This is a genomic window from Salmonella sp. SJTUF14076 (assembly GCF_015534835.1).
GTDB lineage: Bacteria > Pseudomonadota > Gammaproteobacteria > Enterobacterales > Enterobacteriaceae > Salmonella > Salmonella enterica.
In genome coordinates, this window is the sequence record NZ_CP064674.1 from 796675 (window position 1) to 822577 (window position 25903).

The window sequence follows — 25903 nt, forward strand, 5'->3', positions numbered from 1 at the left end:
GGTCGTTATGGGATATTTAAAATTACCTCAGGGTAAAAGGATTGCGGTCAATCTTGGTGTTGATGTAGATGCTCAGTCTTTATGGCTGGGCGGATTTAATCAACCGTCGCCATCCTTTATGTCACGAGGAGAGTTTGGTGCTCAAGTTGGTGTACCAAGGCTTCTGAAATTGTTTAAAGAAAATAATATCAAAACCACCTTTTTTATTCCCGGACACACTGTAGACACCTTCCCGGAAATCAGTAAAGCGATTTTTGATGCCGGGCATGAAATCGCTCACCATGGCTACTATCATGAAAATCCGACTCTGGTGAATCGTGATACAGAACGCCGACTTATGGATCTGGCGTTCGCCTGTTATAAAAGACATTTCGGCATACGTCCTGTGGGATACCGTTCTCCCTATTGGGATTATAGCGAGAATACGCTGGATCTTCTGGAGGAAGCCGGTTTTCTCTATGACAGTAGCCTGATGGCGAGAGATCTTGTGCCTTACCATCCTCAACGTTGGCAGGTGAATTGGGAGACGGGAAATATCGCAGGCCCGGCCAGCGCGATTCTGGAAATTCCTGTTAGCTGGTATCTGGATGATTTTCCCGCACTGGCGTATACCGGCAACCAGGAGGGGATGAGCGATACTGACGGTGTTCTGCGACGCTGGAAGGATATTTTTACCTATGCTTATAACCATCAGGAAAACGGCTTATATGCGATGGCTCTTCATCCGCAGATAATCGGTCATGGGCATCATATGATGATGTTGTCACGTTTGATTGAACATATTAAAGGGCATGATGGCGTATGGTTTGCAACCTGTGAAGAGATAGCCAGTGTCTGGGTGGATGACGAAGAGGATCGACAAAAAATGCTCCGTCCTGATGTTCGTGGCGTAGCGCCGGTTCCGGATGATTATGGCTGGCCAGGCAAATGATATCACCTCATGACAATGTTAATATCAGTCGGGTAACGGATTACCCGGGCAGAAGTTACCTGTTTGCCCGCTCGTTAATGCATATTGTCCATCAGAAAGGGAGACTATCCCGGGACGTATAAAATCTTTTTTATTTCGGTCAAAACGTTAATCAACGAGAATAGTTTGTTTTTTGATTTAAATCATTTTTTAGTGTTCACAGGAAAATAATCAAATAACATTTGTAATGTGAGTATTAAGAAAAATAAAATTTCCATAGTGATTAATTTTTATGTAACGCTTTGATTTTTAATGTTTTATGTGTGTTAATTGATGTAAATCAATTTGGGTTTTTTTATTAAATAAGTAAAAATTAAGTTGATATTTGCTTTTTGATGTGTTTTTTATATATAGCTGATTATTATTCTGAAATGTCAATTTTTGAATAACGACGCTGTGATACCGGCACCAGGGATACTTTGCGATAAAAGGGATTGAATATGGCAGAGAGCGTTCAGTATAACCTCAATTGTATTTGGCCACAGCGGGCCAAAAACCTCTATTGCATTGCAACCAGCGGAATAACGTTTATCAGACGTGGGTAAACGTTGGCAAAATCCCTGCAAACCTGGCGCTTTTCACGCTGTGTTTTTTGGTAGTTGCGCTTTTAATAAGAGTCACAAGCGTTGGCCGCCGGTATTCGTCTGGCTGCTGAACTGCCACCTGATCAACAAGGAGATAAATCATGGGGTGATGCTGCCAACTTACTGATTTAGTGTATGATGGTGTTTTTGAGGTGCTCCAGTGGCTTCTGTTTCTATCAGCTGTCCCTCCTGTTCAGCTACTGACGGGGTGGTGCGTAACGGCAAAAGCACCGCCGGACATCAGCGCTATCTCTGCTCTCACTGCCGTAAAACATGGCAACTGCAGTTCACTTACACCGCTTCTCAACCCGGTACGCACCAGAAAATCATTGATATGGCCATGAATGGCGTTGGATGCCGGGCAACCGCCCGCATTATGGGCGTTGGCCTCAACACGATTTTCCGCCATTTAAAAAACTCAGGCCGCAGTCGGTAACCTCGCGCATACAGCCGGGCAGTGACGTCATCGTCTGCGCGGAAATGGACGAACAGTGGGGATACGTCGGGGCTAAATCGCGCCAGCGCTGGCTGTTTTACGCGTATGACAGGCTCCGGAAGACGGTTGTTGCGCACGTATTCGGTGAACGCACTATGGCGACGCTGGGGCGTCTTATGAGCCTGCTGTCACCCTTTGACGTGGTGATATGGATGACGGATGGCTGGCCGCTGTATGAATCCCGCCTGAAGGGAAAGCTGCACGTAATCAGCAAGCGATATACGCAGCGAATTGAGCGGCATAACCTGAATCTGAGGCAGCACCTGGCACGGCTGGGACGGAAGTCGCTGTCGTTCTCAAAATCGGTGGAGCTGCATGACAAAGTCATCGGGCATTATCTGAACATAAAACACTATCAATAAGTTGGAGTCATTACCGCCACGCGCTTACCGGGCCCCCTGGTTTCCCTTACCTCAGATTATTTCGAGCGTGGGTATTATTATCGCCATTATTAATATCGCGCCTCCAGGAATGAACAGTCGGGATGTACTTATACCATTCGGTATTATGCTTGGATTGACTGCCGCCTATGCCTTATTCTGGACATTATGTGTGCAACGGGTTAATCCTTTCCTCCCACTTCCGGTAGAAGAGGTCGTGGAGCGGGCGATGGGCAATTATGAAAAGCGAAACAATGAAGAGATGACGCCAGATGTCCTCCGCCCCCTGGTTTAAGAACGCATTAATGAATATGGTGTTACGTGATTTGAGCGGCTGGCGTTGTGAAAAATTGACCGAACATAGCGCCGTGCTGCATCTGAATGCATTTACCCAGGTTATCTGCCATGTTCAGCAAAAACGGTTATTCATGGCCAGTATTCACAGTTGTGAATTCAGGGTGAAAGGCACAATCAATTATCCTTTGCAGGGCAAAATTCGCGTTCATCAGCCCGGATGGCTGAAACGTTATCCCGTCATTTTTACTGGCAGCAAAAGTACCGCCGGGCTGATTAACTATCTTAATTGTTTCCCCAATTTACAACAGGCACTGAGTGAACTGGATTATCGTCGGTTTACGCTGGTTTTACATCATAAGGAATGGTATTGCAGCATTGAGCTATGGGCTGCTAGCGAAGTGGTTTGTAAAATGCCGCCGCTGCGCCGTTATCTGCGGCTTGAGCGGCACCAGCGTGTTCTTCTGCTTAGTGTGATAAATATGATCAATCAGGCCATGAATCAATGGCTGCAACAGGATACCGACGCCAGATAATATGAAATTTTATTGCGGCATCAGCTCAGAGGGTGGTATTAATTCAGGCATATATGACATATGGGGAAAAGACCCGCAATTGACGCGGGTTAAAAAGCACGCTTTCACATATGCTGTGAATGTTGTACCGAGGACATTCTGGTTCGGGAAACCAGTTCCGTGCGATTTATCACTTCTGTTTTAGCAAAAATATTACGTAAATGCGTTTTCACTGTTGAGAGAGAAATATTCAACTGACGGGCAATCAATTTGTTGCTGGCCCCTTCGCAGACCATTCCCACAATTTCACGCTCTTTGGCGGTCAATATTGACGCCAGATCGTTGTCTTCCTGAAGAGAATCATGAATTGCCAGTCCCAGTAATGGTTGTACTGCCTGGGCTCGCAAACGCTCTTCGCTGGAAAAAGGTATATCGCGCATTAATGAAATGCCCGCGATAATACGATGGCCCCGACGAATAAAGATCTCAATCATGTCGCACACATGATTAGGTAGCATAAATTCATGATAATAATGGCGATGACGGGCACAGATACCGGGCGTCATCGTCGCTACTGTAATAACCTGTTGGCCGAATCGGGAAGGCGATAGCGGGTCTAATGGTTGAAAATGCTCCAGATATTGTTGGTGTGTGCTATTAGAAATATTATGTAAAACATAGGCTTCCGGCTTTAAATAAGCATTAACACGATAAAAAACCGCCGACGACAGAGGAATGAGTTGCGCAATGCTCTGTAAGCAATGGAGAGTGATCCCGTCATTATGGCCAGTAGTTGATAAGGCTGACATGTTATCTCCTTCCATCCGGATGAGCGCGCCGGGACGCAGTAAAATAGTGGTATGTTGAAACATACAATTTACATTCGGTTAACACAATCATTCACATGTTAATAATGTGACGTATGTTGCGGTATTTTTTATAACATATTGAAAATAAATGATTTTAATTTAAATCCTGTCTGGTTATTCTAAAAAATAATTTAAAATTATTAATATAATTTTTTCTGTCGCGGTTGACTCATCTCCTGAAAATGCCGTGAGTTCTCGTCCTTCAGGACGATATTCTTTTGAGACGCCTGTTCTATGATTTTCTGTAATAGCGCAGGTTAACAGAGACTTAATTTCTGGTTCAGACAGGATTTACTAAATAACGTTTCAATAGCGTCATGCGCTATGCAGAAAACTGGCGTTTTTACCCACAAAAAGCGGTGGCTGCCAGTATATTTTAATGAACAGTAGTGAACATGAAGAGCGGAGTAACCTGTTGATTTTATAAATAAAAACGGACGACATAGGGCGTCCGCATCTGAATGGTTGGTGCCCGGACTCGGAGAAGTCCTTTGGGCTAATGGACTGTTAAAGCTATTTTTGACCGTTTATCAAGACCACCACAAAACTAACCCTTACAGAATTATCTACGTGATTTGCCTGGTGTGGGTTCGATTCCTGCTACTGTCTGATAATTGTTAAACCAGTTCTTCTATATAGGGTATCAGCAGAGCAGACTTTCGAAATTTGACACCCAGTGAGAATCGGTGTGAGGCACTCACGGTTTTTTCCTGCCGTCTATTCATCATTGAAAAATGATAGTATTTTTATGAGAATAAGAGCCAAAAATATAGAGGCGCCTATATAAATCCCTCGTTCTGTCCAGGTATCCAGACGAAATAACCAATAGACACATAAAAAAACAAGTAGCCCACCAATAATTGACGCGAGAGCGCCAATGATTTTTTTTGAGCATATATTTAAAAGTACCTTCATTATATTCCATGGTTTTTCTTTTTGTGTCGCCACTTAAAAAGTCTGATAATACGTTTCACCATTTGATAGAATACATATATAAATAGTAAAGGGCGTAAAAATACAGAAAAACGCGCAATTATATTTCTAATGGGTTTTTCTGCTACCTGATAGCAAACCGGCTCTCTTAGGATAGTATCATTTTGGGGTGGCCGTTTTCTGTGACCAATGTTGAAAATGTAATCTCATTAGTGTTTAAACTATTGTGTATATTTTTTACTTCCCCAGATATAGGCAAGCACTGGAAACCATAATTATCATATGGTGGTTCACCATTAATAGCATCAATTCTATCATATACCATTAATCTTTTCCCGCATTAAGTGCGGGGGGATGGTAATCTGTGAACTCATCAAAAGTTCGATTTATTCAACAAAGCCGAAGATAACCCGTCTTTATCGATCATTACGTAGTAATGGAAACGGTGTGGAGGGACGCGACCTCTTTTTCATATCTAAGGGACGCCGCAGTGGCGCCCCTTAATTATTTACATAATCCCTTTTCTGACCAGAGGAGTATTAACCCACTCATGAGCTTCTTTACTTATCTCAACATCCGTAGCGCATTGTGCCAGTAGTCCGGAAAATGAATTACAGGGCTATTTCTGAGATTCGGTTTCTTCGATTTGTTGTAAACCAATGCCGAGGTGGCCTGCGAAAAATATGTATATGAATTTTCTCATCAATAATTAACGCATATTAAAACGATCATAATGAAAGGCTTTCTCTGATATCCCGTACTTTTGTAGTCCGGATAATAGACTTTTCGCAAAGCCTGCGGGTCCGCAAAACCAGACGTGAACGTTTTGGCTATTATCGCTTTCCATCATAATATGTTTGGCTTCCAGTTTCATCCCGGCATCGATACGGTGTAAAGTCACACCTGCCGCTGTACATAACAAATCGAGATTTACAGGGTACTGCAAATCATCATGCTGACCAACGCAATACCATAAATCAATAGGGCAGAGTGGGTGGCCTGAGTATTTTAAATATTCCAGCTGAGATATAAAAGGAGTGATACCGATCCCTCCCGCAACCCAGACCTGACGCTCAGATTGAATATTAAAGTCTAAATAACCCCAGGGGCCCTCAACAATCACGTCCTGTCCAATTTTTAATTCTTTCTTTAGTGAATGTGTATGATCCCCTAATGCTTTAATGGCAAAACGCAAGTGTTTTTTATCCTGGTAATAAGAGGCTATAGTGAATGGGTGTGCCTCTGCATCATGTTGAAATGTTAAAAATGAAAACTGCCCTGGTGTATGCAATAGAGGGGTGTCAGTATGTAGAGTTATTTCTATAATATCATTTGGGTAATAGTCGATGTTTGTGATGATCGCAACGCGTTTGTTTTTATAAGCAATCATATTAAATAGCGAAAGGCCGGCAGCATAAATACCAGGGATACTCACTATTACCAGCAGAATGCCCGCAGGTGAATTCCACCAATATGTTTTAAATAGAACGGTAAAAATATGGAAAGCAGTAGCCAGGTAAAAAACAGGAAACAGACGATGTATAAAATGGAAAATGTTATAAGGGATTTTTTTTACAAGAGAAACCAGCACCAACCCTATCATCAGGTATGCAGACCATTCAGCAGCTAACAATCCTGCATAGATCAGTTGAGATTGCCATGAGCTTATCTGAACACTTCCCAGTGATCCTGGATGAGCAAGCCAGCCATTTTGCACCAGCCAGTGAGGTATTTTTTCGTCCAGCCAGTGCGCCAGCGTAAAGACTGTTGCGATAATACCAGCTTGTTTGTGTAAACCCCACGATTTATCCAGACCTTTCAGAATTCGATTCAACCAAGGTGAACGCAAAATCAGACACATAGCTAATGTCATAAAACACCATGCGACACACCCACTAAAAAAGAGAAAGTTTTGCTGAAACAGCCAAAAGATTTTAGATGTTTCAGAGTGGAATATTTCACCTGATAAGACAAAAATAAGACTTGCTGTGAGTAATGTTAAGCTACTCACAAAATACGTTATTTTCATAATGGCCTGTTTTTAAAGCAGGCACGGGCAATTACCCGTATCCTGGCTAATAATTACGATTGATTGTAATTGTGATTATTTATAAAGAATAGCGGTGGCGTGTGATTGATTATCGATATGAAATGAAGTGATTCGATAATAATGAGCACCTGACGCTTCAGTTTTATTCTGAAGGAGTTGTATGATACTTTCAGGATTTGTATTTATGGATGATACACTAACATGAGCAATTTCTTTCATGTCTGCTTCTGGATGACTAATTTCTGTTGCTGCTATGGATGTCTGCCCAAATAAAGAGAGTAAGAAAAAAGAGGTGGCAATTTTTTTACTGATATTCATAAGGATTCCTTTCATATTAATAAACTTATCGATTAAAAGCATGAGCCAGCATACAGGGAATTTGCGCCAGCGAGTTTTTTTCTGCCAGGGATCTGCCTGGTACGGTTTTATCCACTCCTTCGGTGGGCAATATATGGACGTTAGTGATCCCCATCAAATTTAACGTTGACCGCAGATAGCTTTCCTGATGATCCAATTCCCGATGCCTGGTATCTGAATAAATTCCACCACGCGTGGAGACAATAAATGCTGGCCTGTCGGTCAGTAACCCCGTTGCACCCGCAGAGGTAAAACGAAATGTCAGACCTGCCTGGCAAACCTGATCTATCCAGGTTTTCAGACCCGAAGAGACAGAGTGGTTAATCATCGGTGCACCTATTACTAATATATCGCAGAGGCTCAACTCCGCGATCGCGTTTCTGATACCCTCCACTTCACTTTGCGTTTGTGCGTCTGTAGACATTAACTTTCCCCCAAGCACCAGAAATGTCTCTTCGCGTAAGTGGGGTGGCGGTGTCCGTCCGAAATCGCGTTATGTCACGCTGGCATTCGGAAAGCGCTGGCAGATAGCTTTTGTCAGCGCCAGGCTCAGCTTTCGTGAGCTGGAGTTGCAGAGCATAGGGCTGCTGTCAATGTGGAGGATTTTCATGGTGTTCGTCTCATTTAAAACGTGTGGCTAGTTTAACCGTTCTTAAAATGGTGTTTAAATAGACGAAATTGAACTTCATTGTTGCGATAAAAGAACAATCATGATTGACTGGAATGATTACTGGTATTTTGCCTTGATTGCAGAAGAAGGAAGCTACAGCCGGGCGGCAATACGTGCGCAAGTGTCCAAATCGGTGTTAAGTCGGCGGATGTCGGCATTAGAGGAACAGCTTGGTGTACATCTGATTCAGCGGACAACCCGACGCCTTGCGCTGACCAAAGTCGGCGAGCAATTTGCGCAGGAGTGTCAGAAGCTGGTAAATCAAAGTGAGCGAGCCCGCGCTGTTGTTCAGGCAGTACAGGAGTATCCACAGGGGACATTACGGATCAGTGCGCCGGTATTCATGGCAGAAACGTGGCTGGGAGCACTCATCAACGAATTTATTGCCCGTTGGCCACTGGCAAATGTGCAGCTCCTTGCTGTCAATCGCCCGGTGGATATGATTGCAGAAGGCATTGATATTGCGCTATCAGTAAGTTCAGGGGCATTGCCTGACTCTTCATTGCACTATAAAAAAATCAATACGCTATACGATATTTTGGTTGCCAGCCCTCAGTGGGTCGAGCAACATCCTGATTTAAAAACCATTGGAGATCTTCACAGGGCTCCGGCAATGGTGAGACTGGCCGACGGTCGTATGCAATCGTGGCATTTAATCAATGGGAGTCAGGAAATCACCCTGTCACTTTCCCCCCGTTTGTATTCCAATAATCTGCGGGTTCTGTTACAGGCAGTCGCTGGCGGCAATGGTGTGGCTTTGTTACCGTTTCCGGCCTGCAAGGAAGAATTGCAAAACGGGGGACTGGTACAACTTTTCCCCGAGTGGTCTGGCCAGCCAAGACAGATTTATGCACTATTCCCAGCGAACAAAGGAATGCCCGCAGTTGCACGCTATTTTATGGACGAGTTAACCATGCGGCAGGAGAAACTAAATTCAGGACATCAAAAATGTTAATTCATAGCGGCAGGAAACTGTCGCCGTGTTGTTGTAACAAATGACCAGACATGACTGTGGCAGATAATCCCGGCTTAGACATTCTGCAATCAGTTCATAAGTCTTAAATATACGCTATGTTGCCGGGCATAAATATAGGGCGCAACGTCCCCCCTCGCGGCTCACGTCCAGATAATCTGACCACCACTGCATCATCTCCATACGCGCCTCCATGTACTAACCTGCGGATAGGGGCCGAAAGTCAGACGATTTTCTTTACCGCCGAAGCGATAGCGGAAATACCATAGCTTAGAGCCGTCAGGTACAGAATTTGTGAATCGGTGATTTTTGTAGGGTTTTTCGAGGGGCGCGGCGCAGATCTTGCTATCAGTTAACATGAGGGTCTCTCCGTTCATCGAACTGAATGAACCCTTAATCTGACCCACAATTTTCCGGATACGTAGGGATAAATCAAAACGCACCTGAAAAGATTTTCACGCTAACTCATTGAATTAAAAACACATGGGGATTTTTAAGGAAGCATAAAAAAGGGAAGGTGGTGCCCGGACTCGGAATCGAACCAAGGACACGGGGATTTTCAATCCCCTGCTCTACCGACTGAGCTATCCGGGCAACGAGGCGCATTAAACCGTAATCGCCTCGCTTCGTCAACGAAATTTCTTCAAATCAACGTAGACTGCACAATCTATCACCACTTTGTTGTTATTGCACGCAGAATCAGGCAAAAAACATCGCCCATGCGGCGGAAATCGGCATCGCCAGCAACAGCGCCGGGAGCATATTCACTACCGGAAACATTTTGATTCCACATACACGCAAGCCGGTCGCCACCAGCAGCAGTCCGCCCACAGCGCTAAAGTCGCCCATCATTGCCGGCGTGGTCAGCGGAAGAATGAGAGTGGCGCAGGCGGCAAGCGTTAACTGGATAATCAACATCGGCGCGCAAATCGCCGAAACGGCGATGCCAAGCGAACAGGCGAAAATAATGGCAGTGAAAAAATCCAGAAAAGATTTAGCGATCAAAATGTTTGGATCGCCGGTCATCCCTTCATGCATCGCGCCGAAAATACCGGTGCCGCTGGCGCAAAAAAGTACAATGATAGCGACGTAACTTTGAATAAATGAGTCGTGTGTCGGCTTCTTACCCGATGCCATAAATAATTGTTGGATTTTCGCGACTGCGCCATTAATGCCTTTTTCCAGCAAACAAAACTCGCCGATAAGCGCGCCGACCAGCGTCGCCAGCACCATCACCGGAAGATTAGCGCACTTCATCACCAGCAGAATACCAATTCCCAGAGAGCACAGACCAAAAATAGACGTCATTGAGACGCGAATCCGTTCTGGCAGACGCTGACTTAACAGCGCGCCAATAACGCCGCCGAATAAAATTGCGCCAGCGTTAATAAAAGGTCCAATTACCACAATGACTCCTGTTATTTGTCTTTCAAATTGCCTTATTATCACGCGATTAAGCTGTTAATAGCTTGATTATCTGTGACGTATAGAGCGCTGATTTTACCTTGCGCCGTCTGGTGAAAGGTGCCATGATTGCGCAAAATTTCTCCTGCCAGCATGGGGCTCGCCGGGATGAACATAGCGCCTTTATATTGTTTTCACTGTCGCCTGACTGCGCGAGGTTTGCCCCTTTCTTTCCTTTTTTTTGTCGTCCCCGCTATGCGGTGAGGGCAGCGCACGCTCACTGCAGGACAACAGTAAAATCAGAAACAGTCTGTTTTTACTGATGTCTGGCGGTCGGAGCTGGTATCCAGTTTGACCCGGCATCTCGTTGGGCAAGGCATCGGGCTTTGTCCGGGGTTACTCTACTCCCGAAACGGGTATTTGCGCTTATGAAATCAATGAATATTGCCGCCAGCGGTGAACTCATCCCCCGTCTCTCCACCCACCGAAACGTAGTGGCGCTGGACAGTACCGACTTTACCGATGTGGCCGCAGTCGTCATTACCACTGCCGACAGCCGTAGCGGTATTCTGGCGTTGCTTAAACGCACCGGTTTTCACCTGCCGGTGTTTATGCTTGCGGATGAACCCGTCAGCGCGCCTGTCGGCGTTACGGCGGTAATAGGCGGGAACGCGCAGGAATGGCTGGAGTTGGAAAACGCCGCCAGTCGCTACGAAGCGGAACTTCTGCCGCCCTTTTATGACACCCTGACCCAGTATGTCGACATGGGGAATAGTACCTTTGCTTGCCCGGGGCACCAGCATGGCGAGTTTTTTAGAAAACATCCCGCAGGCCGCCATTTTTATGACTTTTTTGGTGAAAATCTGTTTCGTGCGGATATGTGTAACGCCGATGTGAAACTTGGCGATCTGCTAATACATGAAGGTTCTGCCAAACACGCGCAGAAATTTGCGGCAAAAGTGTTTAATGCGGATAAAACCTACTTTGTGCTGAATGGAACTTCGGCGGCGAATAAAGTGGTCACCAACGCCTTGCTGACGCGCGGCGATCTGGTGCTGTTTGATCGTAATAATCACAAATCCAACCACCACGGCGCCCTGATTCAGGCCGGGGCGACGCCGGTCTATCTTGAAGCGGCGCGCAACCCGTTTGGTTTTATCGGTGGTATTGATGCGCACTGTTTTGATGAAACGTACCTGCGCGACCAGATTCGTGACGTGATGCCGGAAAGCGCCGATGCGTCGCGTCCGTTCCGCCTGGCGATCATTCAGCTTGGTACCTATGACGGCACTATTTACAACGCCCGTCAGGTGGTGGATAAAATCGGGCATCTCTGCGATTACATTCTGTTTGACTCCGCGTGGGTAGGCTATGAGCAGTTTATTAATATGATGGCGGATACCTCGCCGTTGCGGCTGGAGCTTAATGAAAACGACCCAGGGATCTTTGTGACCCAATCGGTACATAAGCAACAGGCGGGGTTCTCACAAACCTCGCAGATCCACAAAAAAGATAACCATATTCGCGGCCAGGCGCGTTTTTGTCCGCACAAACGCCTGAACAACGCCTTCATGTTGCACGCCTCGACCAGTCCGTTCTACCCGCTGTTTGCGGCGCTGGATATCAATGCCAAAATCCACGAAGGGGAGAGCGGTCGCCGCCTGTGGGCGGAGTGCGTTGCGCTGGGCATTGACGCGCGTAAAGCCATTCTCGCCCGTTGCAAACTGCTTCAGCCCTTTATCCCACTGGTGGTTGACGGCAAGCCGTGGCAGGCATATCCGACGGAGACCATTGCCAGCAATCGTCGTTTCTTCAGTTTTGAACCCGCGGCGAAATGGCATGGCTTTGAGGGTTATGCGGATGACCAGTATTTTGTCGACCCCTGTAAACTGTTACTGACCACGCCAGGTATTGATGCCGATAGTGGGCGGTACACCGAATTCGGCATCCCGGCGACCATTCTCGCCCACTATCTGCGTGAGAACGGTATTGTGCCTGAGAAATGCGATCTCAACTCGATTCTGTTCTTGCTGACACCCGCCGAGAGCGAAGAGAAACTGGCGCGGCTGGTCGCGATGCTGGCGCAATTTGAACGGCACATTGAAGACGATACGCCGCTTGCGGATGTATTGCCGACGGTTTTTGAGAAATACCCGGTGCGCTACCGCGATTACACCCTGCGTGAGCTATGTCAGGAGATGCACAATCTGTACGTTAGCTTTGACGTTAAGGATCTGCAAAAAGCGATGTTCCGCAAAGAAAGCCTGCCGCATGTGGCGATGAACCCACAGGATGCCAACAGCGCCTTTATTCGCGGCGATGTAGAGCTGGTGCGTATCAGCGAGGCGGGCGGGCGTATTGCTGCCGAGGGGGCATTGCCATACCCGCCGGGCGTACTGTGCGTGGTGCCGGGGGAGATTTGGGGCGGCGCGGCGCAGCGTTATTTTTTGGCGCTGGAAGAGGGCATCAATCTGTTGCCCGGTTTTTCGCCGGAATTGCAGGGGGTATATAGCGAGACCGATGCCGATGGAATTAAACGCTTGTATGGATATGTTTTAAAGTAACGTTGCCTGCAGGCCGGATAAGGCATTTACGCCTTATCCGGCCTGCGAAACAGGGCAAGGATTAATGTGCAACGGGTTGCGAACTTGCCGGAACGCGAACGTGTTTGTATTTGAACAAGGCTACGAACGCAAAGGCCAGCACCAGCGAGTAGCCTGCGAAGATGAGCCACACGGTCTGCCAGTCGGTAATGCCGTTTTGAGTGTAATACTCCACCACTTTACCGCTCACAATGCCGCCCAGGATACAGCCGAAGCCGTTGGTCATCATCAGGAACATCCCCTGCGCGCTGGCGCGGATTTCCGGGCGTACTTCTTTTTCGACAAACACCGAGCCAGAAATGTTGAAGAAGTCGAAGGCGCAGCCGTACACAATCATCGACAATACCAGCAGAACGGTACCGAACGGCGTTGGGTCGCCATAAGCGAACAGGCCGAAACGCAGCATCCACGCCACAATACTGATAAGCATAACGTTCTTAATACCATAACGGCTCAGGAAGAACGGAATGGTCAGGATGAATAACGTTTCAGAAATCTGCGAAATCGACATCATCACCGAGGCGTGCTGCACGATAAAGCTACTGGCGAATAGCGGATCTTTATCAAAGCTATGCAGGAAGGTGTTGCCAAACATGTTAGTGATCTGCAGTTCCGCGCCCAGCATCATGGAGAAGATGAAGAAAATCGCCATCCGCTTATTTTTAAACAGCGCAAAAGCGTCAAGGCCCAGCATTGATGTCCAGCTCTGGTTTTTCTGTTGGTTCGCCACCGGAATGTGCGGCAGGGTAAAGGTAAACAGTACCAGCAGAACGGAAAGCGTCGCGCCGATATAAAGCTGCATATGGCTCAGCTCGAAACCGGAGAAACTCACGCCCCACATCGCCAGAATAAAGCCGATGGTGCCCCAGATACGGATAGGCGGAAAGTCAGTCACAATATCCATGCCGGCAGACTGCAGGCGGTAATACGATATGGTATTGATCAAGCCCAACGTCGGCATATAGGCCAACGAGTTAAGCAGGATCACAAAGAACATCGCCCCAGGCGTAGTGACTTCCGCGGCCATGAATAGCGTGATGGCGCCGACGACATGACACAGGGCATAGACCCATTTCGCGCTCAGCCATTTGTCAGCCACAATGCCTAACAAGGTCGGCATAAAGACGGCGGCAATCCCCAGTGAACTATAAACTGCGCCAATAGATGCGCCGTCAAATTTTAAGGTGACGAACATATACGAGCCCAGGGTAGTGAGCCAGCTTCCCCACAGACAGAACTGCAGAAAAGAGAGTATTTTAAGCTGCAGCTTAAGATTCATGTTAATTTCCTCACACCTGAGAGCGGATGAATGTTTTAAAAGGCACATTTGCCGTTGTGATTTGGTGTGATTCTATCAATGAGAGGCGGGTTTTTTTTGTTACCTGTGACAAATATTTGCAAACAATTTCTGATTGCAAAGCAAAAGGGTGACGGAGTTAACACTTTTGCCTTTCCCGCCTCTGTCATTTGCCAGCCAGAGGCGGGATGCGATGGTTTATCGGCGGCGATACGATCGCTGGGCGGAATTCACCTTATACAGATAGCGGCGCGACTCCGCAGATGGATGTCGGGTGGTTAATATCTGGTACACATCCCCCGGCGACATGCGGTTAATCATATTCGCGGCCTGAATCTTATCGTTCGAGAATACGCGTAATACGCTGCCTGCGCCGCCATTATAGGCAGTAATGACCGCATAGCGCCGCGACGTCGGATTCTCAATACCGCTTAGATAGACATTATTCAACATCGCCAGATACGCTGTGCCGGTATCGATATTGCTGGCGGGGTCGAACAGGAAGTTACGGCTTGGCGTGCCGGACTTACCCTGAGAACGGAAAACATCTTTCCCGGCGCTGTGTTGCACCACCTGCATCAGGCCCAGCGCATCCGCATGGCTGACCGCATACGGGTTAAACGAGGACTCCGTTTGCATAATCGCCAAAATCAGCGACTCGTCAACGCCGTATTTACGGGAGGCCTGGCGTACCATGCCAATGTATTTATGCGCGCGTTTATCAAGGTGGTTCGGCACCAGATTAATGGTGACGCTGTAAATAATACGCAGGCCGTTACTGCGGCTTTTGAGCCGCGTTTTCAGCAAGTAATCCGCGAATGTCGTGGCACGGCCTTCCCAGCGAATAGGCTGGCCGGTATTGTCGAGGACCTGACCATACAGGAAGGGTTCTTTAGAAATTTTTATGTCATCGACATCGGAGTAAAGATCGACGGAGGTTGGGTCGTCACCCATGAGCAACGTTTTAATAATGGCCCGGCGCAGATGTGCGGTAGGTTCCGTCCCGGCGATGGTTTCAACGGTAATGGTCCCATCATCAAAGTTGATGTGGCTACGGGTCTGGAACTGATCGGTATATTTGACGTAGTCTTTCGGCCCGGCGATCAGGACTTCCTTATATCCCCACAGATTTTCAATATTGTTGGCAAATTGCCCCATCAAAATATCAAAGCCGTTGGTATCCTTGACCCAGGCTTCATTATACGTCTCGCCTTTTTTGGTCGAACTGGAGCAGGAGATGAGCAACGGCGCAATAACAGCAAGCGCGAGTAATTTTTTCATCATTCCGGGAGTGCATGTTGTGTTGTCGTTATGCCATGTTGCCGGGCAGCGGTGCTAAGAGCTTATCCGGCATAACTCACAGGCCGAATAAGCGCAGCCTCATTTAGCAACGGGCCTATTTTTTATCTTCCGGCGTATAACCTTCGATATGAACGTCTTTGCCTTCGAACAGGAAGCTCACCATCTCCTGTTCCAGCAGCTTACGGTGCTCGGCGTTCATCATGTTGAGCTTTTTCTCGTTAATCAACATGGTCTGCTTATGCTGCCACTGCGCCCACGCGTCCTTAGAGATCTCGTTATAGATACGTTTTCCCAGTTCGCCAGGGTAGAGCTGAAAATCTTGCCCTTCAGCGTCGCGTTGCAGGTAAGTACAAAAAATCGTTCTGCTCATAAGTCATCCTCTTCATCGACCGGGGCGTTAAACTGGCGCTCCGGTACGTAACTGCTGTAACAAGCGCTCCACGGGGGCCGCCAGTCCGACTGACGGCGGTTGCGCTAAGTTATACCAGAGCGCGCTGCCTTCATCCATGCAGGCGTCCAGTGACGACACGGGAAGCCACATAGGCACAATATCCAGGTGGAAATGGCTAAATGTGTGGCGAAACGCGTTAAGCTGGGTCAAATTATCAGCGTTAACATGCCGTTGCGCCAGCCATTCACGTAATTCATCTTCGCTGGCGAACTGCGGGAAGCAGTAGAGTCCGCCCCATAAACCGCTGGGAGGGCGCTGCGCCAGGAAAATCTCCTGATTATGCTGTAACAATAAAAAGTAACCCGTCCGCTCCGGCAACGTCTGTTTCGGTTTCTTGCCCGGATAGCGTGACCAGCTTTCATGCGCAGCGGCGATACAACCGTTTTGCAGCGGACACAGGGTGCACTTTGGCTTTGAGCGCGTACAAACCATCGCGCCCAGATCCATCATCGCCTGATTAAAACGCTCCACGCCGCGTGCGGGCGTCACTTGCTCGCTCAACGTCCACAGCGTATTCTCCACCTCTTTTTTTCCAGGCCAGCCGCTAACAGCATAACAGCGAGCCAGCACACGTTTAACGTTTCCATCAAGAATCGGATAATGTTTACCTAACGCGAGGGAGAGAATTGCGCCAGCGGTTGAACGCCCGACGCCGGGTAGCGCGGCGATTTCGGCAAAAGTTTGCGGGAATTCTCCACCGTGAAGCGTCGCCACCTGTTGCGCCGCTTTATGCAAATTACGCGCGCGGGCGTAATAGCCGAGCCCGGTCCATAAATGGAGCACTTCATCAAGCGGCGCATTCGCTAAATCCGTCACCGTCGGAAAGCGCGCCATAAATCGCTCAAAGTAAGGAATCACCGTCGTCACCTGCGTTTGTTGCAACATGACTTCCGAGAGCCATACTTTGTAAGGCGTCTTGTTAATTTGCCAGGGCAGCGTTTTCCGCCCGTATTTGTCGTACCAGTCCAGAACCTGGGCTGAAAATTGAGACGCTTGCATGGAAACTCATTCATTATTGCCGGGGGCAAGATTGCAGCACAGAGGCCGCAGGGTGTAAACCGGAACTTTCCGCAGTGCGCTTCATGCTTGCATCCGGCAACTAACTTTGGATAATGCCCGTTTTCAGAACTCAAACACAGCAGACTACACTTTTATGAAAAACGACGTCATTTCACCGGAATTTGATGAAAACGGTCGCCCGCTGCGCCGTATTCGTAGTTTTGTTCGTCGCCAGGGGCGACTGACAAAGGGGCAAGAGCACGCGCTGGAAAACTACTGGCCGGTGATGGGCGTCGAGTTCAGCGAAGCGCCGGTAGATTTCGCCACGTTGTTTGGTCGCGAAGCGCCGGTGACGCTGGAGATTGGTTTTGGCATGGGGGCGTCACTCGTGGCGATGGCGAAAGCGCGCCCGGAGCAGAATTTCCTCGGCATTGAAGTGCATTCACCCGGTGTCGGCGCGTGTCTGGCGTCCGCTCATGAAGAGGGCGTTGAAAACCTGCGTGTCATGTGCCACGACGCGGTAGAAGTGTTGCATAAAATGATTCCTGACAATTCTTTATCGATGGTTCAGCTCTTTTTCCCTGACCCGTGGCATAAAGCGCGTCATAATAAACGCCGTATCGTTCAGGTGCCGTTTGCTGAACTGGTATTGAGCAAGCTGAAATTGGGCGGCGTTTTCCATATGGCGACCGACTGGGAAGCGTATGCGGAACACATGCTTGAAGTCATGTCTTCTATCGACGGGTACAAAAATCTGTCAGAGAGCAATGATTATGTACCGCGCCCGGAATCGCGCCCGGTAACGAAATTTGAACAACGTGGCCATCGTCTTGGTCATGGCGTATGGGACTTAATGTTCGAGAGGGTGAAATAATGGCAAAGAACCGTAGTCGTCGTCTGCGTAAAAAAATGCACATTGACGAATTCCAGGAATTAGGATTTTCGGTGGCATGGCGTTTTCCGGAAGGTACATCTGAAGAGCAGGTCGATAAGACTGTCGATGACTTTATTAATGACGTTATTGAGCCTAATAAACTGGCGTTTGACGGCAGCGGCTACCTGGCCTGGGAAGGGCTGATTTGTATGCAGGAAATCGGTAAATGTACCGAAGAACATCAGGCGATTGTGCGTAAGTGGCTGGAAGCGCGCAACCTTGAAGAAGTCCGAACCAGCGAACTTTTCGACGTTTGGTGGGACTAATAAGTACAGGGTCGGCAAATGCCGGCCCGCTTTGTCTTGAGGGAAAGTTATGATGCGCAAAACGCTGCTGGCGGCAGTGCTAACGTTTACGGCGATGGCCGCTCATGCAGATTACAAATGCAGCGTCACGCCGCGTGACGATGTGATCCTGAGTCCACAAACGGTGCAGGTGAAAGGTGAAAACGGCAACCTGGTGATCACGCCGGACGGCAATGTGATGTACAACGGTAAGCAGTACACCCTTAGCGCCGCGCAGCGCGAGCAGGCGAAAGATTACCAGGCGGAACTGCGAAGCGCGCTGCCGTGGATTGATGAAGGCGCCCGATCGCGCGTCGAAAAAGGCCGCGTGGCGCTGGATAAAATCATCGCTAAAGAGGTGGGCGAAAGCAGCAACATGCGTAGCCGTCTGACGAAGCTTGATGCGCAATTAAAAGCGCAAATGAACCGCATTATCGAACATCGTACGGACGGCCTGACGTTCCACTATAAGGCTATCGACCAGGTGCGTGCCGACGGTCAGCAGTTGGTGAATCAGGCGATGGGCGGTATTTTGCAGGACAGCATTAACGAAATGGGCGCCAAAGCGGTGCTTAAAGGCGGCGGCAATCCTTTACAGGGTGTGATGGGCAGTCTCGGTGGTTTGCAAACCGCTATCCAGAATGAATGGAAAAACCAGGAGAAAGATTTCCAGCAGTTTGGCAAAGATGTCTGTAGCCGCGTAGTGACCTTAGAAGATAGCCGCAAAGCGCTGGTTGGCAGCCTGAAGTAATCTTTCCTTTTTAAACAATGGCGTAGATCGTATCTGCGCCTTTTTATTCTGTTTTTTCCTGCATTTTGTTATCCATCTCTAAAAAATACTCTCTGTCGGATATATATCGCTGGTTAATCGTATGGCGTCACATTATTCGTCTGCAATATAGGGATAATGCGACCAGTTGACATAACTGGAGATATAACATGGAGTTTTTCAGGAAAACGGCATTAGCTGCTCTGGTAATGGGTTTCAGCGGCGCAGCGTTCGCTTTACCGAATATCACCATCTTAGCGACCGGCGGAACGATCGCTGGCGGCGGTGATTCAGCAACAAAATCAAATTATACGGCAGGTAAAGTCGGTGTCGAAAATCTGGTGGATGCCGTTCCTCAATTGAAGGACATTGCGGTAGTGAAAGGCGAGCAGGTCGTTAACATTGGCTCGCAGGATATGAACGATGAAGTCTGGCTCACGCTGGCGAAAAAAATCAATACCGAGTGCGACAGCACCGACGGTTTCGTGATCACCCACGGTACTGATACGATGGAAGAGACCGCTTATTTCCTCGATCTGACCGTGAAATGCAATAAACCAGTGGTACTGGTCGGCGCGATGCGTCCTTCCACGTCAATGAGCGCAGATGGCCCGTTCAACCTCTATAATGCGGTAGTAACAGCGGCTGATAAACAGTCTGCCAATCGCGGCGTGCTGGTGGTAATGAATGATACCGTCATGGACGGACGCGACGTCACTAAGACCAATACGACTGACGTGGCGACGTTTAAAGCGGTTAACTACGGCCCGCTGGGTTATATCCACAACGGTAAAATTGACTACCAGCGTACGCCAGAGCGTAAACATACCACCTCCACCCCGTTCGACGTGTCGAAGCTGACCGCGTTGCCGAAAGTCGGTATCGTTTATAACTATGCGAATGCGTCCGATCTGCCGGCAAAAGCGCTGGTAGACGCGGGTTATGACGGGATCGTGAGCGCAGGCGTGGGTAACGGCAACCTGTATAAAACGGTCTTTGATACCCTGGCGACCGCCGCGCACAACGGTACGGTAGTGGTGCGTTCTTCACGTGTGCCGACTGGCGCAACCACGCAGGATGCGGAAGTTGACGATGCAAAATACGGCTTTGTCGCCTCCGGCACGCTGAACCCGCAAAAAGCGCGTGTCTTACTGCAACTGGCGTTAACCCAGACTAAAGATCCAAAACAGATCCAGACGATGTTCAATCAGTATTAAAGATAATGCCCCGGTCGGAAGGCCGGGGCTATCTTTGGAAGACCTCTCGCACAATCAACACTATTATCTTGCTAATTATCATCCTAGTTATGATAATCGTGGGCGTCATGTCTCTGGACGGGAGGTCCACAAGTGGTTCGACAATGGATTGCTGGCGCAGCGCTGTTTGCCCTGATTTCAGGCTATAGTTGGGCAGAGGTTGCTCAACCCTCCGATAACATCTTAAAAGAACAGTTTAGTAAGCAGTACCACGACATACTTAAACTGGATTCCATTACCTTAAAAAATCTTGATTCGACGGGCAATCAGGCCACCTGGTCTGCCGAAGGGGATATTTCTTCCCGTGAAGATATGTATACCGGCGTCGGTATGGCGGCGGATTATTATTTTGTTGAAAAAACCTGGACCAAAGATCGTCCCGTTAAATTTTCTGCCATGTTAACCAGCAAAGGGACGCCAGCCTCTGGCTGGACGGTGAGCTATTACTCATTACAAATGGCAGCCAGCGATCAGGGCCGGGCTATTGACGACATTAAAACGAATGATAAATACCTGATCGTCAACAGTGATGACTTTAACTATCGGTTTGGCAACATTGAAGCCTCCTGGCGTGCGCAGAAAGCGTCGATCCCCGGTCTTGAAGAACAACTCTCTGCCCTGGATAAGAAAATAGCGGTAGCTAAAAAAGAAGCGGACGCATATTGGGGAAAAGGCGCTGATGGGAAGCCGTTGACCCGCGCCGAGGCGTTTAAAAAGACGTTAAAAGAGCGCGATGATTATGTAAAAGCCAACGATAGCAGCGTATATGCCGAGAAATACGAAAAAGAGGTCTATCAACCGGCATTAGACGCGTGCCGTCAGCAGAGTGAGCCGTGCAATGAAGCGGCTATTCAGCAGAAAAGGGATTTAGACATACACGAGCAACGGCGGCAGGTATTTTTGAAATCAGAAGAGCTGCGTCGAAAAGCGCAGAATGACTGGATATCGTTAGAGAAAGGACAATATCCGCTGAATATAGCGGTACAGAAACTTCAGATGCAACAGAGTGATATCCGCATGAAAATTATGGATATTAATAACGGTTACGAGCGCTGGAAAAAAGATACGGACGATTTGCGTCGTAAAGGAGTTATTAAATAATGCGCTCGCCGGCGGCGCATTAACCGCCACAGGTCGGTAAGCGGCGCGCCATCAGGTATTTTACCCGCTGGCGCGACAGGCTTATTCCTTGTTATTCCGCGAGAAACAACTCAAGAAGAGAGTTTAAAAACAGTTTTCCGTGCCGGGTAATCTGCCAGTATTGCTCGCATTCGGTCAGGTAGCCCTGGGCAATAGCCTCGTCGATTGGCTGACGAATAACCGCTTCCGTAAGCCCGGTGTAGTCGACAAATTCGGCGCGAGGCGCACGCTCCAGCAACCGAAAACGGTTCATAAAGAACTCAAAGGGTTTATCGTCATCACTCACGTCACGCTGGCTTTCCAGGTAACGTCCCTGCATATAACCGCGTGGGTGACGGGTTTTGGTGGTGCGCAAGATCCTGCCGTCCGGGAAGGTGACTTTACCGTGGGCGCCGCAGCCAATACCCAGATAGTCGCCAAAGCGCCAGTAGTTCAGATTATGCTGGCACTGATAACCGGGTTTGGCATAGGCCGACGTTTCGTATTGCTGATAGCCAGCGGCGGTTAATAACTGGTGGCCCTGCTCAAAGATATCCCACAGAGCGTCATCGTCCGGTAAAACCGGCGGACGCGAACCGAACAGAGTGTTGGGTTCAATCGTCAATTGATACCATGAGAGATGCGGCGGATTAAGCGCAATCGCCTGTCGCAAATCATTCAGCGCCTCTTCCAGCGTTTGATCCGGCAATCCATGCATCAAGTCGAGGTTAAAGCTGCGTAGTCCAAGCCCATTTGCCAGTCTTGCTGCCCGCATCGCCTCTTGTGGACCGTGAATACGGCCAAGACGTTTCAGCTTAGGCTCACTAAAGCTCTGTACGCCAATGGAGATCCGGTTTACGCCGGCGCGCTGATAGTCGATGAAGCGGTCGGCTTCGACCGTGCCGGGGTTCGCTTCCATAGTAATTTCCGCATCCGCCGCCAGATTCAGGCGCGCACGCACGCCGTCCAGCAGCGTTTGCATCGCCGGCCCGGAAAGCAGGCTTGGCGTACCGCCGCCAATAAAGATGGTCTTTACTTCACGCCCTTGCGCCCAGGCGACGTCGGCATCCAGATCGCTTAACAGATGCTGGACGTAGTCGTCATGCGGCACCTCGCCCTTCAACGCATGGGAATTGAAGTCGCAATATGGACATTTTTGTACACACCAGGGAATATGAATATAAAGACTGAGCGGCGGTAGTTTAGCCATTGCGTAACGCATCCAGCAGCAGCTTGAGCGCTTGTCCACGGTGGGAAATCGCGCTTTTTTCTTCACGGGTCAGTTCTGCGGCGGTTTTGCCTTCAGACGGTACGAAGAAAATGGGATCATAGCCAAATCCGCCATTTCCGGCCGCCTGGCGAGTAATGACGCCAGGCCAGCTACCGTGACAGACTATCGGTGTGGGATCTTCGGCATGACGCAAATAAACCAGTACACAATGGAATCGCGCCTGGCGTTTGTCGTCCGGAACATCTCGTAGAGTATGCAGCAGTTTTTCCAGATTTTGCTGATCTGTCGCGTTTTCGCCAGAATAGCGCGCGGAATAGATACCCGGCGCGCCGCCTAAAACGTCAACGGCCAGACCGGAGTCATCGGCAATGGCGGGCAGACCGGTCATTTTAGCGGCATGGCGCGCTTTGAGAATCGCGTTTTCAATAAACGTCAGGCCGGTTTCTTCCGCAGAGTCAACGCCCAGTTTCGTTTGCGCTACCACATCAAGCCCAAAATCGCTTAACAGCGACGCGAGCTCGCGCACTTTACCGGCGTTGCCGGTTGCGAGAACAACTTTTTGCATGGAATACCTACTCAGTTAACGCCGCAATTTCCGGCGGGATCTGTTGCGGGTGAATAATTTTTACCTGTTTGTGACGGCCCAGCTCGCCTTTTTCGATGACGATCTGACTTTTCGCCACGCGAAACTGTTTACCTAGAAACTTGATCAGATGGCTGTTTGCCTGGCCGTCAACCGGCGGGGCGGTAATGGCGACTTTCACCTCGTCGCCATGTAAGCCCACAATACTGTCGCGGCTGGCTTTCGGCTGAATATAAAGCCGTAACACCAGACCGTCTTCGCAGCGAGTCACAGCACTCATAACGCCATCCACAGCCCCGGCAGCAACATGTTGCCTGTTGCTTGTAAGACTTCAGCGATCCCCATATTAACGACATACAGCAGCAGCACCAGAACCATCGGCGAGAAGTCGATGCCGCCCATCGCAGGCAGTATACGGCGAATCGGGCTGAGCAGCGGCTCGGCAAGCTGAATCAATACATATTCAATTGGGCTACGACCCTGGCTCACCCAGCTCATGATAGCCATGACCAGCAGCACCCAGAAGATCAGCAGGCCGATTGTTTTAAGTAAGATAAGCACCGCGGCAATCCAGATAATCGCCTGAAACGTAATTACCTTAAACAGCACTATCGCCTTAATAACGCTAAGAATAAACGCCACCAGCAGGGAAGCGCTGTCAATCGGCCCCATTGGTGGGATAATACGACGCAGCGGTCCGATGATGGGCTGCGTAATTTTCACCACGAACTGGGAGAAAGGGTTGTAAAAGTCACAGCGGGCCCACTGCATCCACACGCGCAATAATAGCACCATGGTATACAGCTCAATTACCGTTGAGAGCAGGAAGGTCAACGTATTCATGGCGTTCCTCAGTTTTCCTTAATTTTTTGTGTAATCACGAGCACCAAAGATAGCGGTGCCGATGCGCACCATTGTGCTACCTGCCGCAATCGCGGCTTCCATATCGTCGCTCATACCCAGAGATAGGGTATCAACGTCAGGGTAGCGCGCTTTCAGCCCGGCAAATGCTACAGCCATTTGACGTGCGACTTCAAACTGCCTTACATAATCTGACTCTGGTGCCGGGATCGCCATCAGCCCGCGAAGCCGCAGACGCGGCAGTGTTGCCACCGCCGCGGCCAGCTCATCCAGTTCCGCCAGCGGAATGCCTGATTTGCTGTTTTCATCGCTGATATTAATTTGGATCAGAACATTTAGCGCCGGCAGATTATCCGGACGCTGTTCGCTCAGCCGCGAGGCGATACGCAGGCGATCGATGGTATGACACCAGTCAAAATGCTCGGCCACCAGCCGACTTTTGTTGGACTGTAAAGGGCCAATAAAGTGCCAGTGCAGGCCTTCCACTTTCGCTTCCTGAAAGTGGCGGATTTTTTCCACCCCCTCTTGTACATAATTTTCACCAAATGCCCGTTGTCCGGCGGCAATGGCTTCTGCGATGTCGCTCGCAGGTTTGGTTTTACTCACTGCAAGCAACGTAACTTCTTCTGAAGAGCGGCCGCAACGCGTCGCCGCGGCGGAGATTTTGTCCCGGATGTGTGCCAGGTTATGCGCGATATCGTTCATTTTCCGAGGATGTTTATATGAATATGGAAGAAATTGTGACGCTTAGTGTAAAGCATAACGTCTCGGATCTACACCTGTGTAACGCCTGGCCTGCGCGATGGCGCAAACAAGGACGCATGGAGACCGCGCCTTTTACCGCGCCTGATGTCGACAGGCTTCTGCTTGATTGGCTTAATGACGCGCAACAATATCAGTGGCGAAAGCACGGCCAGCTTGATTTCGCCGTCTCGCTGTCTGGCACGCGGCGCCTGCGCGCCAGTGCGTTCACACATCAACAGGGAACGTCGCTGGCGCTACGGCTATTGCCCGAGCGTTGTCCTGATCTGGCGGAAATCCAGACGCCGCCGATAGTACCCGCACTGCTTGCCAGCGAGAACGGACTGATTCTGGTCACTGGCGCTACTGGCTGCGGGAAATCCACTACGCTGGCGGCGATGGTGGGACATCTTAATCAACATGCCGATAAACACATCCTGACGCTGGAAGATCCTATTGAGTACCGTTACACCAGCAAGCGTTGCCTGATACAGCAGCGGGAAATCGGCCAGCATTGCGCCACTTTTGCCGCCGGGCTGCGCGCGGCGTTACGTGAAGATCCCGATGTCATTTTACTGGGAGAGCTGCGTGACAGCGAGACCATTCGCCTGGCGCTGACGGCGGCGGAAACGGGGCATCTGGTACTGGCAACCCTGCATACTCGCGGTGCGGCGCAGGCGGTGGAAAGATTAGTGGATAGTTTTCCGGCGCAGGAAAAAGAACCAGTACGCAGCCAACTGGCGGGTAGTCTGCGCGCCGTACTATCACAAAAACTGGAGGTCGACAGACAGGATGGGCGCGTGGCGTTGTTTGAATTACTGATTAATACGCCAGCCACAGGGAATTTGATCCGTGAAGGCAAACTCCATCAGTTGGCCCACGAGATACAAACCGGGCAGCAGCAGGGGATGATGACATTCGCCCAGAGCGCGCAATGGCGTCAGGCGCAGGGACGGCTGTAGCGAAGATGGCGGCGTA

General features: G+C 49.2%; 25 protein-coding genes, 1 tRNA gene and 2 pseudogenes. 12 read left to right on the forward strand and 16 right to left on the reverse strand.

Annotated elements, in window-relative coordinates; genetic code table 11:
* Nucleotides 1-7: 7 nt before the first annotated feature.
* The 4 genes and pseudogenes from HU143_RS03930 (at nt 8) to HU143_RS03945 (ending at nt 3260) form a co-directional block, all read left to right on the forward strand.
* Entirely contained in the window at nt 8-931 is a 924-nt protein-coding gene (locus tag HU143_RS03930; protein WP_023226558.1) for a polysaccharide deacetylase family protein, read from the forward strand.
* 783 nt (nt 932-1714) lie between these two features.
* A protein-coding gene (locus HU143_RS03935; RefSeq protein ID WP_095033700.1) for an IS1-like element IS1B family transposase occupies nt 1715-2412 on the forward strand; the annotation gives its coding sequence in 2 pieces (ribosomal slippage) (nt 1715-1964 and nt 1964-2412; 699 coding nt in all).
* A gap of 16 nt (nt 2413-2428) precedes the next feature.
* A pseudogene (locus HU143_RS03940) lies at nt 2429-2725 on the forward strand (APC family amino acid permease); the annotation flags it as partial.
* The gene (locus HU143_RS03945; protein WP_023226555.1) at nt 2703-3260 is read left to right on the forward strand and encodes a DUF3156 family protein; all 558 of its coding nucleotides are present in this window, start codon (nt 2703-2705) and stop codon (nt 3258-3260) included. The pseudogene HU143_RS03940 and the gene HU143_RS03945, both read left to right, overlap by 23 nt.
* Nucleotides 3261-3364: 104 nt before the next feature.
* Here the strand turns inward: HU143_RS03945 and HU143_RS03950 are convergent, their stop codons facing one another.
* The 4 genes from HU143_RS03950 to HU143_RS03965 all read right to left on the reverse strand — a co-directional run bounded on the left by HU143_RS03950 (nt 3365) and on the right by HU143_RS03965 (nt 7890).
* A complete protein-coding gene (locus HU143_RS03950) occupies nt 3365-4048 on the reverse strand; it encodes a helix-turn-helix transcriptional regulator (protein WP_001275355.1) in 684 nt (227 codons plus the stop codon).
* A gap of 1702 nt (nt 4049-5750) precedes the next feature.
* Complete coding sequence (locus HU143_RS03955; RefSeq protein ID WP_051129304.1) at nt 5751-7070, reverse strand: ferric reductase-like transmembrane domain-containing protein; 1320 nt, start codon at nt 7068-7070, stop codon at nt 5751-5753.
* 75 nt (nt 7071-7145) lie between these two features.
* Entirely contained in the window at nt 7146-7409 is a 264-nt protein-coding gene (locus tag HU143_RS03960; protein WP_023226552.1) for a YdgH/BhsA/McbA-like domain containing protein, read from the reverse strand.
* Between the two features lie 25 nt (nt 7410-7434).
* Complete coding sequence (locus tag HU143_RS03965) at nt 7435-7890, reverse strand: FMN-dependent NADH-azoreductase (protein ID WP_301270835.1); 456 nt, start codon at nt 7888-7890, stop codon at nt 7435-7437.
* Nucleotides 7891-8158: 268 nt separating this feature from the next.
* Here HU143_RS03965 and HU143_RS03970 point away from each other — a divergent pair, with 268 nt between their 5' ends.
* Nucleotides 8159-9073 (forward strand): LysR family transcriptional regulator, encoded by a 915-nt coding sequence (locus tag HU143_RS03970; protein ID WP_001582341.1) that lies wholly within the window; start codon nt 8159-8161, stop codon nt 9071-9073.
* 215 nt (nt 9074-9288) lie between these two features.
* On the opposite strand, the pseudogene HU143_RS24420 reads toward HU143_RS03970, so the two are convergent.
* From HU143_RS24420 to HU143_RS03980, 3 genes and pseudogenes are all read right to left on the reverse strand, one after another.
* Nucleotides 9289-9450, reverse strand: a pseudogene (locus HU143_RS24420) (Arm DNA-binding domain-containing protein); the annotation flags it as partial.
* Between the two features lie 159 nt (nt 9451-9609).
* A tRNA-Phe gene (locus HU143_RS03975) sits at nt 9610-9685 on the reverse strand.
* A gap of 105 nt (nt 9686-9790) precedes the next feature.
* Nucleotides 9791-10498 carry a DUF554 domain-containing protein gene (locus HU143_RS03980; RefSeq protein WP_000234466.1) on the reverse strand — a complete coding sequence of 236 codons (708 nt, stop codon included), beginning with the start codon at nt 10496-10498 and terminating at the stop codon, nt 9791-9793.
* 425 nt (nt 10499-10923) lie between these two features.
* On the opposite strand from HU143_RS03980, the gene HU143_RS03985 reads away from it, so the two are divergent.
* The gene (locus HU143_RS03985) at nt 10924-13059 is read left to right on the forward strand and encodes an ornithine decarboxylase (protein WP_023226758.1); all 2136 of its coding nucleotides are present in this window, start codon (nt 10924-10926) and stop codon (nt 13057-13059) included.
* A gap of 61 nt (nt 13060-13120) precedes the next feature.
* On the opposite strand, the gene HU143_RS03990 is transcribed toward HU143_RS03985, so the two are convergent.
* The 4 genes from HU143_RS03990 to mutY all read right to left on the reverse strand — a co-directional run bounded on the left by HU143_RS03990 (nt 13121) and on the right by mutY (nt 17147).
* The gene (locus HU143_RS03990) at nt 13121-14377 is read right to left on the reverse strand and encodes a nucleoside permease (protein WP_001049804.1); all 1257 of its coding nucleotides are present in this window, start codon (nt 14375-14377) and stop codon (nt 13121-13123) included.
* A 216-nt stretch (nt 14378-14593) separates the two neighbouring features.
* Complete coding sequence (mltC, locus tag HU143_RS03995) at nt 14594-15679, reverse strand: membrane-bound lytic murein transglycosylase MltC (protein ID WP_000976289.1); 1086 nt, start codon at nt 15677-15679, stop codon at nt 14594-14596.
* Between the two features lie 112 nt (nt 15680-15791).
* Complete coding sequence (locus HU143_RS04000) at nt 15792-16067, reverse strand: oxidative damage protection protein (protein ID WP_000091706.1); 276 nt, start codon at nt 16065-16067, stop codon at nt 15792-15794.
* 27 nt (nt 16068-16094) lie between these two features.
* Complete coding sequence (gene mutY / locus HU143_RS04005) at nt 16095-17147, reverse strand: A/G-specific adenine glycosylase (protein WP_001148959.1); 1053 nt, start codon at nt 17145-17147, stop codon at nt 16095-16097.
* 154 nt (nt 17148-17301) lie between these two features.
* Here mutY and trmB point away from each other — a divergent pair, with 154 nt between their 5' ends.
* The 5 genes from trmB (at nt 17302) to HU143_RS04030 (ending at nt 21491) form a co-directional block, all read left to right on the forward strand.
* On the forward strand, nt 17302-18021 hold the full coding sequence (gene trmB, locus HU143_RS04010) for a tRNA (guanosine(46)-N7)-methyltransferase TrmB (RefSeq protein WP_000786890.1): 720 nt from the start codon (nt 17302-17304) through the stop codon (nt 18019-18021).
* Nucleotides 18021-18347, forward strand: coding sequence for a YggL family protein (locus tag HU143_RS04015; RefSeq protein ID WP_001107574.1), 327 nt, complete (start codon nt 18021-18023; stop codon nt 18345-18347). Before trmB ends, HU143_RS04015 begins: the two co-directional genes overlap by 1 nt.
* A gap of 49 nt (nt 18348-18396) precedes the next feature.
* A complete protein-coding gene (locus HU143_RS04020) occupies nt 18397-19116 on the forward strand; it encodes a DUF2884 domain-containing protein (RefSeq protein WP_000984827.1) in 720 nt (239 codons plus the stop codon).
* 188 nt (nt 19117-19304) lie between these two features.
* Nucleotides 19305-20351, forward strand: a complete 1047-nt coding sequence (gene ansB / locus HU143_RS04025; protein WP_000394189.1) for an L-asparaginase 2 — start codon at nt 19305-19307, stop codon at nt 20349-20351.
* 132 nt (nt 20352-20483) lie between these two features.
* A complete protein-coding gene (locus HU143_RS04030) occupies nt 20484-21491 on the forward strand; it encodes a DUF1202 family protein (protein ID WP_023226759.1) in 1008 nt (335 codons plus the stop codon).
* A 91-nt stretch (nt 21492-21582) separates the two neighbouring features.
* On the opposite strand, the gene hemW is transcribed toward HU143_RS04030, so the two are convergent.
* From hemW to HU143_RS04055, 5 genes are read right to left on the reverse strand one after another with little or no spacing between them, the layout of a single operon-like run.
* Nucleotides 21583-22719 carry a radical SAM family heme chaperone HemW gene (gene hemW / locus HU143_RS04035; protein WP_001096530.1) on the reverse strand — a complete coding sequence of 379 codons (1137 nt, stop codon included), beginning with the start codon at nt 22717-22719 and terminating at the stop codon, nt 21583-21585.
* Complete coding sequence (locus HU143_RS04040) at nt 22712-23305, reverse strand: XTP/dITP diphosphatase (RefSeq protein WP_001174773.1); 594 nt, start codon at nt 23303-23305, stop codon at nt 22712-22714. The genes hemW and HU143_RS04040 overlap by 8 nt, the downstream gene beginning before the upstream one ends.
* A 7-nt stretch (nt 23306-23312) precedes the next feature.
* Nucleotides 23313-23603, reverse strand: coding sequence for a DUF167 family protein YggU (yggU, locus tag HU143_RS04045; RefSeq protein ID WP_001277203.1), 291 nt, complete (start codon nt 23601-23603; stop codon nt 23313-23315).
* Nucleotides 23600-24166: a YggT family protein gene (locus tag HU143_RS04050; RefSeq protein ID WP_001094848.1), complete on the reverse strand. Its 567-nt coding sequence runs from the start codon at nt 24164-24166 to the stop codon at nt 23600-23602. Before HU143_RS04050 ends, yggU begins: the two co-directional genes overlap by 4 nt.
* A gap of 18 nt (nt 24167-24184) precedes the next feature.
* The gene (locus tag HU143_RS04055; RefSeq protein WP_000997790.1) at nt 24185-24889 is read right to left on the reverse strand and encodes a YggS family pyridoxal phosphate-dependent enzyme; all 705 of its coding nucleotides are present in this window, start codon (nt 24887-24889) and stop codon (nt 24185-24187) included.
* Nucleotides 24890-24906: 17 nt separating this feature from the next.
* On the opposite strand from HU143_RS04055, the gene HU143_RS04060 reads away from it, so the two are divergent.
* Nucleotides 24907-25887: a type IV pilus twitching motility protein PilT gene (locus HU143_RS04060; RefSeq protein ID WP_023226760.1), complete on the forward strand. Its 981-nt coding sequence runs from the start codon at nt 24907-24909 to the stop codon at nt 25885-25887.
* The last annotated feature ends 16 nt before the right edge of the window (nt 25888-25903 follow it).

What these genes read in the sequence shown, in the direction of transcription:
- HU143_RS03930 (WP_023226558.1), top strand. Translation starts at nt 8, where the DNA reads ATGGGATATTTAAAATTACCTCAGGGTAAAAGGATTGCGGTCAATCTT.
- HU143_RS03945 (WP_023226555.1), top strand. Translation starts at nt 2,703, where the DNA reads ATGTCCTCCGCCCCCTGGTTTAAGAACGCATTAATGAATATGGTGTTA.
- HU143_RS03950 (WP_001275355.1), bottom strand. Translation starts at nt 4,048, where the DNA reads ATGTCAGCCTTATCAACTACTGGCCATAATGACGGGATCACTCTCCAT.
- HU143_RS03955 (WP_051129304.1), bottom strand. Translation starts at nt 7,070, where the DNA reads ATGAAAATAACGTATTTTGTGAGTAGCTTAACATTACTCACAGCAAGT.
- HU143_RS03960 (WP_023226552.1), bottom strand. Translation starts at nt 7,409, where the DNA reads ATGAATATCAGTAAAAAAATTGCCACCTCTTTTTTCTTACTCTCTTTA.
- HU143_RS03970 (WP_001582341.1), top strand. Translation starts at nt 8,159, where the DNA reads ATGATTGACTGGAATGATTACTGGTATTTTGCCTTGATTGCAGAAGAA.
- HU143_RS03985 (WP_023226758.1), top strand. Translation starts at nt 10,924, where the DNA reads ATGAAATCAATGAATATTGCCGCCAGCGGTGAACTCATCCCCCGTCTC.
- HU143_RS03990 (WP_001049804.1), bottom strand. Translation starts at nt 14,377, where the DNA reads ATGAATCTTAAGCTGCAGCTTAAAATACTCTCTTTTCTGCAGTTCTGT.
- mltC (WP_000976289.1), bottom strand. Translation starts at nt 15,679, where the DNA reads ATGATGAAAAAATTACTCGCGCTTGCTGTTATTGCGCCGTTGCTCATC.
- HU143_RS04000 (WP_000091706.1), bottom strand. Translation starts at nt 16,067, where the DNA reads ATGAGCAGAACGATTTTTTGTACTTACCTGCAACGCGACGCTGAAGGG.
- mutY (WP_001148959.1), bottom strand. Translation starts at nt 17,147, where the DNA reads ATGCAAGCGTCTCAATTTTCAGCCCAGGTTCTGGACTGGTACGACAAA.
- trmB (WP_000786890.1), top strand. Translation starts at nt 17,302, where the DNA reads ATGAAAAACGACGTCATTTCACCGGAATTTGATGAAAACGGTCGCCCG.
- HU143_RS04015 (WP_001107574.1), top strand. Translation starts at nt 18,021, where the DNA reads ATGGCAAAGAACCGTAGTCGTCGTCTGCGTAAAAAAATGCACATTGAC.
- HU143_RS04020 (WP_000984827.1), top strand. Translation starts at nt 18,397, where the DNA reads ATGATGCGCAAAACGCTGCTGGCGGCAGTGCTAACGTTTACGGCGATG.
- ansB (WP_000394189.1), top strand. Translation starts at nt 19,305, where the DNA reads ATGGAGTTTTTCAGGAAAACGGCATTAGCTGCTCTGGTAATGGGTTTC.
- hemW (WP_001096530.1), bottom strand. Translation starts at nt 22,719, where the DNA reads ATGGCTAAACTACCGCCGCTCAGTCTTTATATTCATATTCCCTGGTGT.
- HU143_RS04040 (WP_001174773.1), bottom strand. Translation starts at nt 23,305, where the DNA reads ATGCAAAAAGTTGTTCTCGCAACCGGCAACGCCGGTAAAGTGCGCGAG.
- yggU (WP_001277203.1), bottom strand. Translation starts at nt 23,603, where the DNA reads ATGAGTGCTGTGACTCGCTGCGAAGACGGTCTGGTGTTACGGCTTTAT.
- HU143_RS04050 (WP_001094848.1), bottom strand. Translation starts at nt 24,166, where the DNA reads ATGAATACGTTGACCTTCCTGCTCTCAACGGTAATTGAGCTGTATACC.
- HU143_RS04055 (WP_000997790.1), bottom strand. Translation starts at nt 24,889, where the DNA reads ATGAACGATATCGCGCATAACCTGGCACACATCCGGGACAAAATCTCC.
- HU143_RS04060 (WP_023226760.1), top strand. Translation starts at nt 24,907, where the DNA reads ATGAATATGGAAGAAATTGTGACGCTTAGTGTAAAGCATAACGTCTCG.